The sequence below is a fragment of the Pseudoduganella aquatica genome (genome assembly GCF_009857595.1).
Lineage (GTDB): Bacteria > Pseudomonadota > Gammaproteobacteria > Burkholderiales > Burkholderiaceae_D > Rugamonas > Rugamonas aquatica_A.
Genome location: NZ_WWCU01000005.1, coordinates 176634 through 191958 on the forward strand (window position 1 = coordinate 176634; position 15325 = coordinate 191958).

The 15325-nt window shown below is 68.7% G+C and carries 5 protein-coding genes and 1 riboswitch; of the genes, 1 reads left to right on the plus strand and 4 read right to left on the minus strand.

The features are described 5' to 3' along the window. Positions 1–10: 10 nt before the first annotated feature. Positions 11–1639 (minus strand): serine hydrolase, encoded by a 1629-nt coding sequence (locus GTP77_RS07150; protein WP_161071474.1) that lies wholly within the window; start codon positions 1637–1639, stop codon positions 11–13. Next, positions 1636–3489: a M1 family metallopeptidase gene (locus tag GTP77_RS07155; protein ID WP_161071475.1), complete on the minus strand. Its 1854-nt coding sequence runs from the start codon at positions 3487–3489 to the stop codon at positions 1636–1638. The genes GTP77_RS07150 and GTP77_RS07155 overlap by 4 nt, the downstream gene beginning before the upstream one ends. Positions 3490–3574: 85 nt before the next feature. Next, a riboswitch (yybP-ykoY riboswitch) is annotated at positions 3575–3712 on the plus strand. Between the two features lie 61 nt (positions 3713–3773). Here GTP77_RS07155 and GTP77_RS07160 point away from each other — a divergent pair. Further along, entirely contained in the window at positions 3774–4349 is a 576-nt protein-coding gene (locus tag GTP77_RS07160; RefSeq protein ID WP_161071476.1) for a TMEM165/GDT1 family protein, read from the plus strand. A gap of 86 nt (positions 4350–4435) precedes the next feature. Here the strand turns inward: GTP77_RS07160 and GTP77_RS07165 are convergent, their stop codons facing one another. Both GTP77_RS07165 and GTP77_RS07170 read right to left on the minus strand, forming a co-directional pair. Then, positions 4436–13030, minus strand: a complete 8595-nt coding sequence (locus GTP77_RS07165) for a glycoside hydrolase family 94 protein (RefSeq protein WP_161071477.1) — start codon at positions 13028–13030, stop codon at positions 4436–4438. 222 nt (positions 13031–13252) lie between these two features. Further along, on the minus strand, positions 13253–15286 hold the full coding sequence (locus tag GTP77_RS07170) for an aminotransferase class V-fold PLP-dependent enzyme (protein WP_161071478.1): 2034 nt from the start codon (positions 15284–15286) through the stop codon (positions 13253–13255). Positions 15287–15325: the final 39 nt, after the last annotated feature.

Here is a 15325-nt window from a genome sequence, read left to right on the forward strand (position 1 = left end):
CCTACGCATGCTATTTTTTCGGTGGGGGAACCGGGACCAGATTGAGGTCCTGGAAGTCGTAGCTGAAGTCGGTTTCGGCGGAGACCGGCTTCATCTTCATGCGCTCGATGCTGCCGTCCGGGTTCAGCGCGAAGCTGACGTAGGCGTCCGCGTTGAAGTTGCGCTGGCGCCAGCGGACGATGAAGGTGTCGTGCTGGAAGTGCTCCAGGTCTCCCACCAGGTCCGGCGTCTTCACGAAGCGCATGACCTGCTTCCCGCCTTCGCGCTGGATGGTGACCGCGCCGTACCACGCGTCCTGGTATTCGCCTTCATAGGCGGCCAGGGCCAGTGAGGGCTGCGACTTGGCGGCGCGCGCGGACGATGCCGTGCCCACTTTCGCCAACTCTTCCTTGTGCTTGGCCTGCTCGTCCGCCGACACGATGCCGATCCAGTCGCTGGCGGGCACGTTCATGTACTGGTCCAGCAAGCGCCATTGCAGCGCGGTCATCGAACCGCTGTTCTCGGCGTTGGTGAAGATGGCGATGCCCAGTTTTTCCTCCGGCACCATCAGCACGCGCGAGTAGAAGCCTTGCAGCGCGCCGCCGTGCAGGGCGATCTTGCGGCCGCGGTAGTCGCGCAGCTGGAAGCCCAGGCCATAGGCGGCGAAGTTGGGCCTGGTGGCGGCCAGCGGCGGCTTGGGTTCGCTGATCTTCATCGGCGTTTGCGCGGTCCACATTTCGCGCAGCTGCTTGTCGCTGATGAGCTGCTTGCCGTCCGGCGTTTTGCCGCCGGCCAGCAGCATATTCATCCAGCGCGCGATGTCCTCGGCGCTGGTGTTGATGCCCACCGCGCCGATGGCGTTCTCCACCGGCATGGGCTTGACCACGGTGGTGGTTTCGCCCACCTTGCTGTGCGGGGCCGAGTAGTCGGCCGTCTTCAGCATGGCGGCCACGCTGGTGGTGGTGCCGTCCATGCCCAGCGGCGCGAGGATGCGCTCGCGCACGGCGTCGCCCCAGGGCTTGCCGGCCTTGTCCGCAATGATTTTGCCGGCCACGATGTAGAGCAGGTTGTCGTAGGCGTAGCTGTTGCGGAAGCTGGTGGCGGGCTTGATGTAGCGCAGGCGCTCGATGATCTCGTCGCTGGTGAAATTGGAAGTGGGCCACCACATCAGGTCGCCCGCGCCCAGTCCCAGGCCGCTGCGGTGGGTGAGCAGGTCGCGCACCGTCATGGCGCCGGTGACGTAGGAGTCGTACATCTGGAAACCGGGCAGGTGCTTGGTGACCGGGTCGTCCCATTTCAGCTTGCCCTCGTCCACCAGCATGGCCAGCGCGGCCGCGGTGAAGGCCTTGGAGTTGGACGCCACTTCGAACAGCGTGCGGCCGGTGACCGGCGCCGGGTCGCCCAGCTTGCGCACGCCGTAGCCCTTGGCGGCGATGACCTTGCCGTCCTTGACGATGGCGATGGCGATGCCGGGCACGTCGAAGGTTTTCAGCACGCGGTTCACGTCCGCGTCGAGATCGAAAGGCGCCAGCGGAGAGGCCGCAGTAGCGGCGGCGGCCGGGGTGGACTCGCCTACAGCCCAAGCCGCGCCGCTGAAAGCGACGCTGGCGGAAAACGCGAAGGCCAGTGCGGTGGCCAGTTTGGTGTGCACTACTTTCATCTTTTCTCCTGCAGCTTGTCGACTGCCTTCTGGGTGTCCGGGTGGTAGCGCGGGCGGGCTTGCTTGTACAAGGCCAGCGCCCAGTCGCGCTCCGCCGGGTTCTTCAGCAGCGCGGTGTACAGCGGCACCACGAACTTCTTGCGGCCCACGCTCATCAGGAAGGTGTTGAGCGGCGCGCGCACGTCGTAGCCGGCCTTCACCGACGCCAGGTAGAAGCGGAACGCCACTTCGTTGTTGCCGGTCTTGGCCAGGCCGAACGCCTGGTCCAGTTCCTTGAGCTGCGCGGCGCTGGCCTTGCCGTCGATATCGTTCAGGAAGTGCATCCACTCGAGGGCGATCCAGTTCTTGGTGGCCAGGCTGGTGGTGGGCAGCTCGCCTTTCAGCCAGGCGTCCCGCTGCGCGTCCAGTCCCGCCAAACGCGGCGAGGATGCGTGCTTCGCGCTGGCGGGCACGCCGGCGCCGTGCAGCCATTCTTCCAGCTCGGCCTGCGACATCACCTCGGGGTGCTCGGCCAGCAGGTTTTTCTGCAGGTAGTTCACGAACTGCTCGGTGGTGGCGGACTGGAAGGCGTGCTGGTCGAACCAGCCGCGCAGGAAGGGATCGAACACGGCGCGGCCTGCGCGCTGCTCCAGCGTGTGCAGCAGCCAGGCGCCTTTCGGATAGGCCAGGCCTTCGTCGGTGTAGGTGGCGGAACCCGTGTCCGGATCGCGCGTGACCAGGGCCTGCTTGGCCGGCGGGATGTCCTTCAGCGAGGCGTACAGTTCTTCCTGCTCCAGCTGCAAGCCCATCTGCGCCACTTCTGCGCCGTACAGGCTTTCCACGATGCGGGTGGTGACATAGGTGGTGAAGCCTTCGTTGAGCCACCAGTGCTTCCACGAGGCGTTGGTGACCAGGTTGCCGGACCAGGAGTGCGCCAGTTCGTGCGCGATCAGGTCCACCAAGCTGCGGTCGCCCGCGATCATGGTGGGCGTGAGGAAGGTCATGCGCGGGTTTTCCATGCCGCCGATGGGGAAGGACGGCGGCAGCACGATCATGTCGTAGCGCCCCCAGCGATAGGGGCCGTACAGCGATTCGGCCGCGTCTATCATTTTCTCGGTGTCGGCCAGCTCGTAGGCGGCGGCGGCGATGCGGGCCGGCTCGGCGTACACGGCGGTGCGCGGACCCAGGTTGCGCACTTCGATTTCGCCGATGGCGATGGCCAGCAGGTAGGACGGCACCGGCTGCGGCATCTTGAATTTCCAGCCGCCCTGGCCGGTGGCCTTCTGGTCGTTCTCGGCGCTCATCACCACGCGCAGGCCGGACGGGGCGTCCACGCGGGCGCTGTAGGTGAAGCGCACGGCGGGGGTGTCCTGCACCGGCGCCCAGGAGCGCGCGTCGATGGTTTCGGACTGGCTGAACATGAAGGGACGCTTGCCGGACATGGTCTGCTGCGGCGTCATCCACTGCAGCGCGGACGCGGTGGGCGCGGTGCGGTAGTAGACGCGCACTTTCTTCGGCTGGCTGGCCAGCGCGATGCGCAGGGCCTGGCCTTTTTCGGCGTCCGGCTTGTCCATCATGTAGGAGGCGGCGCTCCAGCGGCCGTTCGGCTGCAGCATCTGCACCTTGGCGATGCTGAGCTGGCGCGTATCGAGCACCAGCGAACGGGCCGACTTGTCGAGCCAGTCCAGCGTCAGCTCGGCGTAGCCGCTCAGGGTTTTACGGCTGAAATCCGCTTTCAGGTCCAGGTGCAGGTCCGTGGTACGGACCTGGTCGTAGCGGGCGTAGCTGAGCGGATCTTGCGCCAGCGCGGCGGTTCCGCTTTGTGCCAGCAGCGCGCACAGCAACAGGCGCAGGGGGGTATGGTTGGGCATAGTCTTCTTTGGTTAAGAAAGGGCGCGGAGCAGAATAGCATAAAGGGCTGGAGGCAAGCAGTGCTATAATGCCGGCTGAACTTTAGGGAGTAGTCGGCTTCCGGTCCCGCCGGAAGAATCTGCGTCAACATAATCGGCCCGCAGGCCGTGGTGCAGATGGCCGCAGCACGTGCAGCATGCACGCGCCGCGCAGCTTGACGAGACTATCGATCGAGGGGCGGCCGCTATGGGCCGGAGCTGCCCCTGGATCTTTGGTTAACGTCCGGCCCTGAAGACCTCATCCCATGGAAGCTTTCCTCCTTTCTACCGGCATCGTTGCCCTCGCTGAAATCGGCGATAAAACCCAGCTGCTCGCATTCTGTCTCGCCGCGCAATTCCGCCGCCCGATACCTATCGTGCTGGGCATTTTCACGGCCACCGTGGCCAACCATGCTTTTGCCGGCGCGGTCGGCAGCTGGATCACCGGCCTGCTGGGACCGGACGTGCTGCGCTGGGTGCTGGGCTTGTCCTTCCTGGCCATGGCGGCGTGGATACTCGTGCCGGACGAAATCGACGAGGACGAGCAGCCGGCCGCCAAGTACGGCGTGTTCGTCACCACCGTGATCGCCTTCTTCCTGGCCGAAATGGGCGACAAGACGCAGATCGCCACCGTGGCGCTGGCGGCGCGCTTCGACAGCCTGCTGGCCGTCGTCGCGGGCACCACCTTCGGCATGATGCTGGCCAATGTGCCGGCGGTCTACCTGGGCAAGAGCGTGGCCGCCAAGATACCGCTCAAGCTGGTGCACGGCGTTGCCGCCGCCATCTTCGCGGCGATCGGCATTGCGACGCTGCTGGGCGCGGGTTCGTCGTTCGGCGTCTGAGGCGGCTCTTGGCGGGTTACGGCGTGCCGCCTAACCCGCCCTACGCATGTTCCAGCAGCCCGATGAGGCGGAGTCCGTAGGGCGGGTTAGGCGGAGCCGTAACCCGCCAAGCCCAGCGTGACGGCGTGCGGCCGGCCGTCATCCACAAGCTGGATTTCGGCGCCGGTCTGCGCAACGCCGTCCACCGTCACGCCGGGCGGGCCTTCGCGCTTGATCGCGATGGTGTAGACGCTGGCGCCGTAACGGTAGCTGAGCGTATAGCCCGGCCACGCGGCCGGGATGCGCGGCGCCAGCGTGAGCTTGTCCGCCGTGCGCGTGAGGCCGAGCAGCGACTCCAGTATCAGGCGGTACATCCAGCCCGACGAGCCGGTGTACCAGCTCCATCCGCCCCGCCCCACGTGCGGCGACACGGCGTACACGTCCGCCGTCACCACGTAGGGTTCCACCTTGTACACCGCGCAGCTTTCCGCCGTGGCGCCGTGGCTCACCGGGTTAATCATGCGCATCAGCGCCCAGGCTTTCTCCACGTCGCCCATCTGGGCAAACGCCATCACGGTCCAGATGGCGGCGTGCGTGTACTGGCCGCCGTTCTCGCGCACGCCCGGCACATAGCCCCGGATGTAGCCCGGATTCAGGTCGGCCTTGTCGAACGGCGGATCGAGCAGCTGGATCAGGCCGAAGTCGCGCCGCACCAGGCGCTGGTCCACCTGCAGCATGGCGCCGTGCACGCGCTCCTTGGCCGCCGCGCCGGACAGCACGCCCCAGCTCTGCGAGATGGAATCGATCTGGCATTCCTCGTTCTCGCGCGAACCGAGCGGGGTGCCGTCGTCGAAATAGGCGCGGCGGTACCACTCGCCGTCCCACGCGTTCTGCTCCACATTGGCGGACAGCTTGCGCGCCTCCTCCCGGCATTCGGCGGCGAAGGCGTCGTCATGGCGGCGCTCGGCCACCACGGCGTAGCGCGTCAGCACGTCGTACATGAAGAAGGCCAGCCACACGCTCTCGCCCCTGCCCTCCTCGCCCACCTTGTCCATGCCGTCGTTCCAGTCGCAGGAGCCGATCAGCGGCAGGCCGTGCGCGCCGAAGCGCAGCCCGTTGCGGATGGCCCGCACGCAATGCTCGTACACGCTGCCGGTGACGGCTGAACGCGTGGGCATGTCGTAGTAGGAGTCCTCCTCCGGCTTGACCAGGCGGCCTTCCAGGAAGTGGACCACTTCGTCCAGCACCGTCAGGTCGCCGGTGCTGGCCACGTAGCGCGCCACGGCCAGCGGCAGCCACAGGTAGTCGTCCGAGCAGTGCGTGCGCACGCCCCGGTCCGACGGCGGATGCCACCAGTGCTGCACGTCGCCTTCCACGAACTGGTGCGCGCAGCACAGCACGATATGGTCGCGCAGCAGCTTCGGCTCGGTGTGCACCATGGCCATGGCGTCCTGCAGCTGGTCGCGGAAGCCGAAGGCGCCGCCGGACTGGTAGTAGCCGCTGCGCGCCCACATGCGGCAGGCGATGGTCTGGTACATCAGCCAGCCGTTGGCGATCACGTCCAGCTCCGGCTCCGGCGTGGCGATCTGCACCGCGCCCAGCGTGCGGTCCCAGTGCGCGCGCACGGCGGCGAGCGCCTCGCGCGCGGCGGCCTGGCCGCCATGCTTCTGCACCAGGCTGGAGGCGTCGGCGTTGCGGCGTCCGCCCAGGCCCAGCAGGAAGACGATCTCGCGTTCCTGGCCCGGCATCAGCTCGAACGGCACCTGGATGGCGGCGCAGGAATCGAGCGCGCTGCCGACCTTGCCGGACAGGCGCACGCGCCGCAGCGCCTGCGGGCTGGCCAGGCTGCCGTTGCGGCCCAGGAATTCGGTGCGGTCCGCCGTGATCGAACGGGTGGTGGCGTCCGCATTGAAGAAGGCCACGCGGCCGGAGAACTCGGTGTTGTAGGGATTGCGCGCAAACAGCGCGCCGCTGATGGGGTCGACCTCGGTGATGATGTGCATGCCGGACTTGGAGCGCATATCGCCCAGCACCCATTCCACATAGCCGGTGGCCGACAGGCGGCGCGGCGCCTGCGAGTCGTTGCGTATCTTGAGCACGGTGTAGCGCAGCGGCGCGTCCAGCGCCACGTAGGTGGTCAGCTCGCTGGCGATGCCGGACTCGGTGTGCTCGAACACGCTGTAGCCGAAGCCGTGGCGGGTGACGTAGTCGCCGCTGCCGCGCGCGGGCAAGGCGGTGGGCGACCAGAAATGGCCGCTCTGCTCGTCGCGCAGATAGAAGGCCTCGCCGCTGCCGTCCGACACCGGGTCGTTGTGCCAGGGCGTGAGGCGGAACTCGTGCGCGTTCTCCTGCCACGTGTAGGCCTGGCCGCTTTCGGAAATCACGCTGCCGAACTGCGGATTGGCCAGCACATTGGACCACGGCGCCGGCGTGCGCTGGCCCTCGCTGGTGACGATCACGTATTCGCTGCCGTCGGCCGAGAAGCCGCCGATGCCGTTGGCCAGCTGCAGGCCTTGCGTGGCCGGGGTTTGCAGATGGGGCGCGGCCTCCTCGTATTCGCCGCGCGGGTCCGCCTGCAGCTGCGGCATGCGCAGCGGCGCCGGGCCGGGCCGCTTGAGCTGCTCGGCCAGCGTGCCGCGGTCGTCGCTGATGACGGCGCGCGCCACCGACTGCAGCAGGATGCGGTCTTCCGGCGCGATCTGCTCGCCCACGCGCACGAAGATGCCGCCGGGGCGGTCGATGGCCTGGGCGTCGATGCCGGAGGCGATCAGGCCCATGATCTGGTCCTGCAAGGCCTGGCGGTAGCCGGACAGGTCTTCGCACCAGATCACCAGGTCCACCACCAGCCCTTTCAGGCGCCAGTAGGCGTGCGCCTGCACCATCTGCCGCGCCAGCTCGATATTGGCCGGGTCGCGTATCTGCAGCAGCACGATGGGCAGGTCGCCCGAAATGGCGTAGGCCCACAGGCCGGACTGGCCGCGCTGGTTCTTGCTCAGGATGCCGGCGTCGGCGCGCAGGGTGGCGTTCGGGTAGATCACATGGCTGGCCAGGCGGCCGTACAGCTGGGCGTCCGTCTCGCTGGCGTTGAGCTGACGCAGCACCACCTGGCTGTGGGTCCAGGCCAGTTCGAACACGCGGTCGGCCAGGTGGCGGTCCTGGTATTTGTCGATCAGGTGCAGCGCCGACTCGCGCGTGTCCGTCATGCCGGTGACGATATCGACCGTGGCCGATTCGTCCGGTTCCAGCACGATCTGGTAGCGGATAGCCACGATGGGGTCCAGCACCGAGCCTTCGGCGCCGCCCAGCGGGCCGGGCTCGCGCAGCGCGCGCGGCGAGGCGGCGGTGTTGCCGCGCCCGATGAAGCGCGCGCGGTCGGTTTCATAGGAGACGTTGCTGATGGCCGCGTCGTGCAGCGTCATCAGGTGCAGCATATACGGCATGTGCTCGCCCTTGCCGCGCGGACGGCGCGTGCACAGGATGGCCGTTTCCTGCGGCAGGATCTCGGTCTGCACGAACAGCTTGGAGAAGGCCGGGTGCGCCGCGTCGGCCGCCGCCGGCGCCATGACCACCTCGGCAAAGCTGGTCACTTCGATGGTGCGGCGGCGATCCGATTTGTTGGTGATGCGGGTGCGCCGCATTTCAATGTCGTCCTCCGGCGAGACCACGATTTCCGTGTACAGCTCCAGCTCGCGGTCGCTGCGCCGGAACTCGGCGCGGCCCTCGGAGAAGATCACCTCGTATTTGCGCGGCTCAACCAGCGTGGGCTGGTAGGTGGTGGACCAGTAGGTGGCGTCGTCCAGGTCGCGCACGTAGCAGAAGCTGCCCCAGTTGTCGCGCGTGCTGTCCTCGCGCCAGCGGGTCACGGACAGGTCTTTCCAGCGGCTGTAGCTGCCGCCGGCGCCCGTCACCATGACGTGGTAGCGCCCGTTCGATAGCAGCTGGATTTCCGGCACCGGCGCGCTGGGCTGGTTCAGGATGCGCATCGGCATGGACTGCTCGGCCGCGTCGCTGCGGATGGCGGCCTGCTCGGCGGTGTTGGAGTAGAAGGCGCCCGCCTGCGGGCTGCGCTCCTGCAGCACCAGCAGCGCCGACTGCAGCAGCGGGTCGGCCTCGAAGCGGCGCTGCATGGGCCGGTCGTGCAGCAGATAGCTCAGCGACAGCAGGCCCATGCCCTGGTGGTGCACCATGAAGGAACGCACCACCGCGTGGCTCTGGCCGCGCGGCAGGCGCGCCGCCGTGTAGTCGATCGCCTCGTAGAAGCCGTAGCGGCCCATGAAGCCCAGGGCGGCCATCTTCTGCAGATTGATGCAGGACGCTTCCGGGTTCACCATCAGGCCCATCATGGTGGCGTAGGGCGCCACCACCAGGTCGTCCGCCAGGCCGCGCTTGAGGCCCAGGCCAGGCACGCCGAAGGCGCGGTACTGGTAGTTCAGCGCCGCGTCCACCGTGTTGTAGCCGGACTCGGATATCCCCCACGGCACGTTGCGCTGCTTGCCGTAGTCGATCTGCGCGCCGATCACGGAATGGTAGGTCTGGTCCAGCAAGGTGCTGGGGTAGTTCGGCATCACCAGCAGCGGCATCAGGTACTCGAACATGGAGCCGCTCCACGACAGCAGCACCGGCTTGGCGCCCAGCATGCACAGCTGGCGGCCCAGCGCGAACCAGTGCTCCTGCGGCAGCTGGCCCTGCGCAATGGCGACGAAGCTGGCCAGCCGCACTTCGGAAGCCAGCAGGTCGTAATAGCTGGCGTCCAGGCGGCGCTCGGTGACGTTGTAGCCGATGGCCAGCAGATTGGTGGTGGAGTTGTACAGGAAGCCGTATTCCATCTGCGCGAATTCCTGCGCCTGGCGCGCCAGGCGCTCCAGGTCCGCGATGCGCGCGCGCGCCTGCTCCTCGCCTTGCGGCATGGCGGCCAGTTCGCGCAGCGTGGGAATGCGCAGCAGGCTGGCCTCGAACACTTCGCCCGATGCGACCCAGGGCGCCAGCAGCAGCAAGTCGTCCAGCGCGGCCTGGCATTGCACGGCCAGCGCGGCGGCCCACATCTGCAGCGCGGCGTCGCTTGGCTGGTAGGCGGCGCTGGCGGCGGCGGCCTGCTTCAGCCAGGCATGCAGCTCCAGCAGATTGGCAGGGAACATGGGGCGCAGCGGCGCAATGTCCTGCTGCAGGCGCACCAGGCGCAGCAGGGCTTCCGGCGCTTCTTGTTGCGTCCCCTGCTGCGCCCCCTGCGGTGCTCCCGGCTGCGCGCCCGGTCCGGCGGCGGCCAGCTGCGCCGCCTCGGCCAGCACTTCGATGGTGGTGCAGATGCCGTCCACGATCTGCGGCGCCACGATGGGCGTATCTATCTGCTGCAGCAGGCCTTGCTGCAAGGTGAGCAAATGGCCGGCCAGGTTGCCGCTGTCCACCGTCGAGATATAGACCGGGTACAGCGGCTTCATGGTGAGCGTGTCGTACCAGTTGTAGAAGTGGCCCTGGTGGCGCTCCATCTGGCTCATGGCGTGCAGCGTGCCCTCGGTGCGCGCCACCAGCTGCGCGCCGCAGATATAGCCGAAATCGTGGGCGGTCAGATTGGCCAGCAGCGCCATGCCGATATTGGTGGGCGAGGTGCGGTGCGCAATCACCTGGACCGGATGTTCCTGCATATTGTCGGGCGGCAGCCAGTTGTCGGCGGGGCCGACGAAAGTCTCGAAATAGGCCCAGGTCTTGCGCGCCAGCAGATGCAGGAAGCCGTGCTGCGCGGCGTTCAGCTCCGCCCGCTCGCGGCGCAGCGGCTGGCTGATCCACCATGCCACGGCTGGCGCGCCCAGCCAGGCGCCCAGCAGCACCAGCGCGGCGGGGAGCGCGGACGGGCGCCATACGGCCAGCGCCGCGCCGGCGGCCAGCGCCAGCACGGGCGAAGCGGCCATGGCGCGCCAGTACGCCGGCATTTCGTTGGCCGTATCGGGGCCCGCTTCGCGCGCCAGCGTGGAGGCGCGCCATTGCAGCAGGCGGCGTTTCGACACCAGCGTGCGCCACAGCGTGCGCGCGATGGCGTCCACGCTGAACCAGGTTTCGTAGGGCAGGAAGACCAGCGTGAGCAGCGCGTGCGAGAACTGCATGCCGCTGCGGCGCGCGCTGGCGTTGACGTGCTGCGTCCACAGCGTATCGCGCGGCTTGTGCAGCAGGTCGTACAGGGCGCTGGCCAGCGGCGGCACGAAGATCACGGCCAGCACGGCCAGGGTCCAGAACCACGGGTCGGGCAGCGTGCTCCAGGCCAGCAGCAGCGACAGCGTCAGCGCCGGCGCCACCAGGCTGCGGCGCAGATTGTCGAACAGCTTCCAGCGTGACAGCGCGGACAGCGGATTGCGTTCGCGCTGGCTGCCGCGCAGCGGCACCTTGCGGCCCAGCCAGGACAGCAGCTGCCAGTCGCCGCGCACCCAGCGCTGGCGGCGGCTGATGTCGTCGCTGTAGCGGGCCGGGTACTGCTCGTACAGCTGGGCGTCGCTCAGCAGGCCGGCGCGCAGGTAGCAGCCTTCCAGCAGGTCGTGGCTGAGGATGCGGTTGTCCGGCATGCGTCCGCCCAGCACCTGCTCGAACACGTCCACGTCGTAGATGCCCTTGCCGATGAAGGAGCCTTCGTAGAACACGTCCTGGTAGACGTCGGACACGGTGCGGGTGTAGGGGTCAATGCCCGGCTCGCCGCCACACAGCTTTTCATAGCGCGAGGCTTGCTCGCTGGGCAGGCTGACCGTGACGCGCGGCTGCAAAATGCCGTAGCCCTCGGTCACGCGCCTGAGCTGCTGGTCCACGCGCGGGCGGTTCAAGGGGTGCTGCATGGTGGCCACGAACAGGCGCGCGGCGTCGCGCGGGAGCTGGGTATCGGTGTCCAGCGTGATGACGTATTTAAAGCTTTCCAGGTCGCTGGTATCGCCCGCCACCAGCGAGAAGCGGTCGCGCGCGCCGCCGCGCAGGAAGCGGTTCAGGTCCTCCAGCTTGCCGCGCTTGCGCTCGCGCCCCATCCACGCGTTCTCGGACGCGTTCCACATGCGCGGCCTGTGCAGCAGCAGGAAAGGCCCGGCCGCCGCATTGCCCTGCGGGCCGGCGTTGGGAGCGGCGCCGCGCGGCGTGGCGTCCGCGCCGGCCGCGTACTGCGCGTTGAGGCGGGCGATGGCTTGCTGCGCCTGCTCGAGCAGCGCGGCGTCGCCGGGCTGCGTTTCCTCTTTCGCGTCGGCGAAATCGGTCAGCAGGCAAAAGCGCAGGTTGTGGTCGCGGTTGGCAAGGAAGCGCACCTCGAGCTGCTCGAACAGCTGCTCCACATTGTCCTTGCTGTACAGGAGCGTGGGCACCACCACCAGCGCGCGCGCGTCCGGCGGGATGCCGCGCCGGTAGTCCATGCGCGGCAAGGGATGCGGCCGCGTGAGCAAGGTCGCGGCCCAGTTCACCAGCGCCTGCGCCAGCTGGCTGCTGCACAGCAGCGCCAGCACGGCCAGCAGCGCCAGCGGCCAGCCGCTCACACCCACCTTGCCCGCGTGCTCGGCCAGCAGGCCGGTCACCACCACGGCGATGGCGCCTATCGCGCCCAGGTAGGACGCCAGCGGCGCGGCGCGCATGGTGCGCTGGAGCGAGGCCAGCGGCGGCAGGCGCACGCCGGCCTGCTGCTCAAGCGCCAGCAGGCCGCGGCCCACCAGGTAGTAGCCGATGTGGGCCTGGCGCGGGTCCGCGTTGCCGCTGCGCCCACTGGCCAGCTGCAGCGCCATCACGGCGATTTCCTGTTCGCTGTGCGGCGAGCAGCGCGCCAGCTTTTCGATCACGTGGCGGTACTGGTCGCGCGTGGCGAAGTCCATTTCGCCGTAGATGTCGGCCGGGTCCAGGCGCAGCGTCTGTTCGACGGCGCTCATGGTCTCGACGAATTCCTGCCAGTCCATGGTGCCGAGGAAGCGCAGGCTGCCGATGCTGTTGGCGATGGAGAGCTGCTCGGCGGCCTGCTGCTGGATCTCGGCCTGGATCTGCTGTTCTATGGTCTGGCCGGATTCGGCCAGGCGCTGCGTGACCCAGGTCAGCGCCAGCGTCAGCATGGCGCTCTGGCCTTGCAGGCGGCGCGCCAGTTCGGCCACGAAGCCGCTGGTGATGGGCGGATTGGAGCGCGCCATGTCGGCCACCAGCAGTATCAGGCCGCTGGGGTTTTTGTCGGCCACGTCCATCATCTGGTCGGCCCAGGTGTTGGCCAGGTCGCGCTGCAGGCGGTTCTCGGCCACGCGCGCTGCCACGCGGCGCAGGTTCTCGATCAGCGCCAGGCGCAGCATGATGGGGATGGCCCACAGTTCGCCCAGCTTGAGCGCGGCCACTTCCTGGTAGGCGTCCACAAAGCGGCACAGGCTTTCCGGATCGACGCGGCCGTCGCCGTGGGCGATGATTTCCAGCGCGATCTGGTACACGCGCGGCGTGCCGTCCGGCGCGCCCTTGGCCAGGCGCGGCAGCTCTTTGCTGTAGTCCTTGGGCAAGTGGCGGCGCGCCGTGCGGATCTGTTCTTCGATCAGGTAGGAATTGTCGAGCAGCCATTCGGAGGCCGGCGTGATCTGGCGCGCCTGCTTGACGGCGGCGGTGAGCTCGTCGCAGGTCTGGGCTATGACCTCGGCGTTTTCGGCCAGGCGCGACAGCAACCGGTCCGGACCGCCGCGCGTGCTCAGTTCGTGCGTGGCGGCCAGCAGCTTGCCGTGGGCCGCCATTTGTTGCGCGCTGAACAGCTCGCCACGTAGCGGAGTACTGTCATCAGCAACGCCGCCCGGCAATCCGCCTGGCGTCTCCTCGCGGAAACCCAAGGTAGCACTAGGCAACAGTGTCCGGTGATCGCTCAACTTGAACCTCGCATTTCTACCTGATAAGGATAGAGAAGTATGGTCCAAGCAACACTACGGAGGCGCACGTATGGAAATGCGCGGCAACCCGTCCTACGCTGCGAGGGCGAGGCCGCCGGCGAGGTCGTAGGCCTGGGCGTAGCCGAGGCGGCGCAGGCATTGCGCGGCGCGCGTGCTGCGGTTGCCGCTGCGGCAGAAGAACACCAGCGGCACCGGCGCGGCCATCCACTCCGGAATCTGCCCGGCCAGCTGGCCCAGCGGCACGCTGACCACCTTGCCGCCTTGCGGCGCCTGCACGCCGACCAGGTGCTCATGGCTCTCGCGCACGTCCACCAGCAGGGCGTCGGGATGGGCGCGCAGCAGGCCTTGCAGCGCGGCGGCGTCCAGGTGCAGTTCGCCTTGCGAGCCGCCGCTTTCCGGCGCGGACGCGTGCAGGCTGCTGCAGAAGGGCTGCTGCGCGTCGCTGGCGGCGCACAACAGGGTGTCGCCGTGCACCAGGCCGTCCAGCTGCCGCGGCGCCAACGTGCCGATAAAGGCGTGGCGCGCGGCGGATTGCGGCAAGGCGCCGGCGTCCGGCCGGCCCAGCAGATACACGGCCTGCTGCGCGCCGTCCGCGTCCACCAGCACGCGGCGCAGCGCCTGGCCGCCAAGGGCCAGCAGCCCGTCTGCGGCCGGCCAGCCGAAAGTGTCGCCGGCGCCGTAGGCCACGTTCAGCGCGCGCCCCGGCGCGGCCAGGTCCACGCCGGGCGCGGTGCCCAGCACGGCCAGCACCGTGCAGCCCTGGCCGCGCACCTGGGCCGCGATGCGGTCCATGAATTCCGGCTGCGGGTCGATCACCACGCAGCTGCGGCTGGCCGCGTCGTGCACCAGCCAGCTGCACGCGCCGCCGCTGCCCAGCTGCTGCACGCCGTCCTGCACGGGCAGGCTGCCGTCCGGGGCGATCAGGCCGCTGGCGCGCAGCGCGGCGCCGCAGCGTTCTATGCGTTCGCAGGCGCGCGCGATGGCCGCCTCGTCGGCCAGCGGGCCGAAGGACAGGCGGATGGCGCTGGCGGCGCGCCAGTCCGGCACGCCCATCGCCTGCAGCACATAGCTGGGCGCGGCCTTGGCGGCGGAGCAGGCGCTGCCCGAGCTGACGCGCACGCCGGCCGCGTCGAACACGTCCATCAGCTCCTTGCTGGACAGGCCGGGCACGGAGAAGTTGAGCGTGGTCGGCAGCGAGTGCTCGAAGGCGGCGTTGAACACCACGCCCGGCAGCGCGCGCCGCAGGCTGGCGGCCAGCCGCTCGCGGAAGGTGCACAGCGCGTCGTGCGAGCGGAACACGCCGCCCTGCTCCAGCGCCGCCAGCACCGCGTCCAGCGCGGCCACGCCGGCCATGTTCTCGGTGCCCGAGCGCTGCGCAGCCTCCTGGCCGCCGCCCACGATCAGCGGCGTGAACGGCGCGCCCTCGCGCACGTACAGCATGCCTATGCCCTTGGGCGCATACAGCTTGTGGCCGGAGAACGGCGCGTAGTCGATGCGGCTGCGCGCCAGCGACAGGCGGAACTTGCCCAGCGCCTGCACGCAGTCCACCATCCAGTAGGCCGGGCTGGCGCACTCGTCGAGCAGCACTTCGATGCCGGCGATATCGGACAGCACGCCGGTTTCATTGTTGGCCGCCATGGTGCACAGCATGGCCGTGTGCGGCAGCAGCGCGCGCAGCGCCTGCAGGTCGTGGCGGCCGTCGCTGTCGACCTGCAGCTTGCGCAGTTCCAGGTCCAGGCCCAGCAATCGGTTCCAGTGCGCCAGCGCTTCCGGCACCGCCTTGTGCTCGGTGGCGCCGTACACCAGCAACGTGCCGATGGCCTCGCCCGCCTGGCGGCGCTCGCGCAGCGCGCACAGCGCGGACAGCACGGCGGTCTGGATGCCTTCGGTGGCGCCGCTGTTGAACATCAGCCGGCCCTGCCCCACGCCCAGCAGGCGCACCGCGCGCCGGCGCGCGCCGTCCAGCAGCGCCTTGGCCTGCAGGCCGGTGCTGTGGCTGCTGCTGGGGTTGCCGTAACAGTCCTCCATGGCGCGCACGGCGGCGGCGATGGCGGCGGGCAGGACGGGGCTGGTGGCGTTGCCGTCGAGGTAGATTTCGGGTGTCATGATGTAAGCGTGGGCAAAATTGCTGATACTCAACAGCTT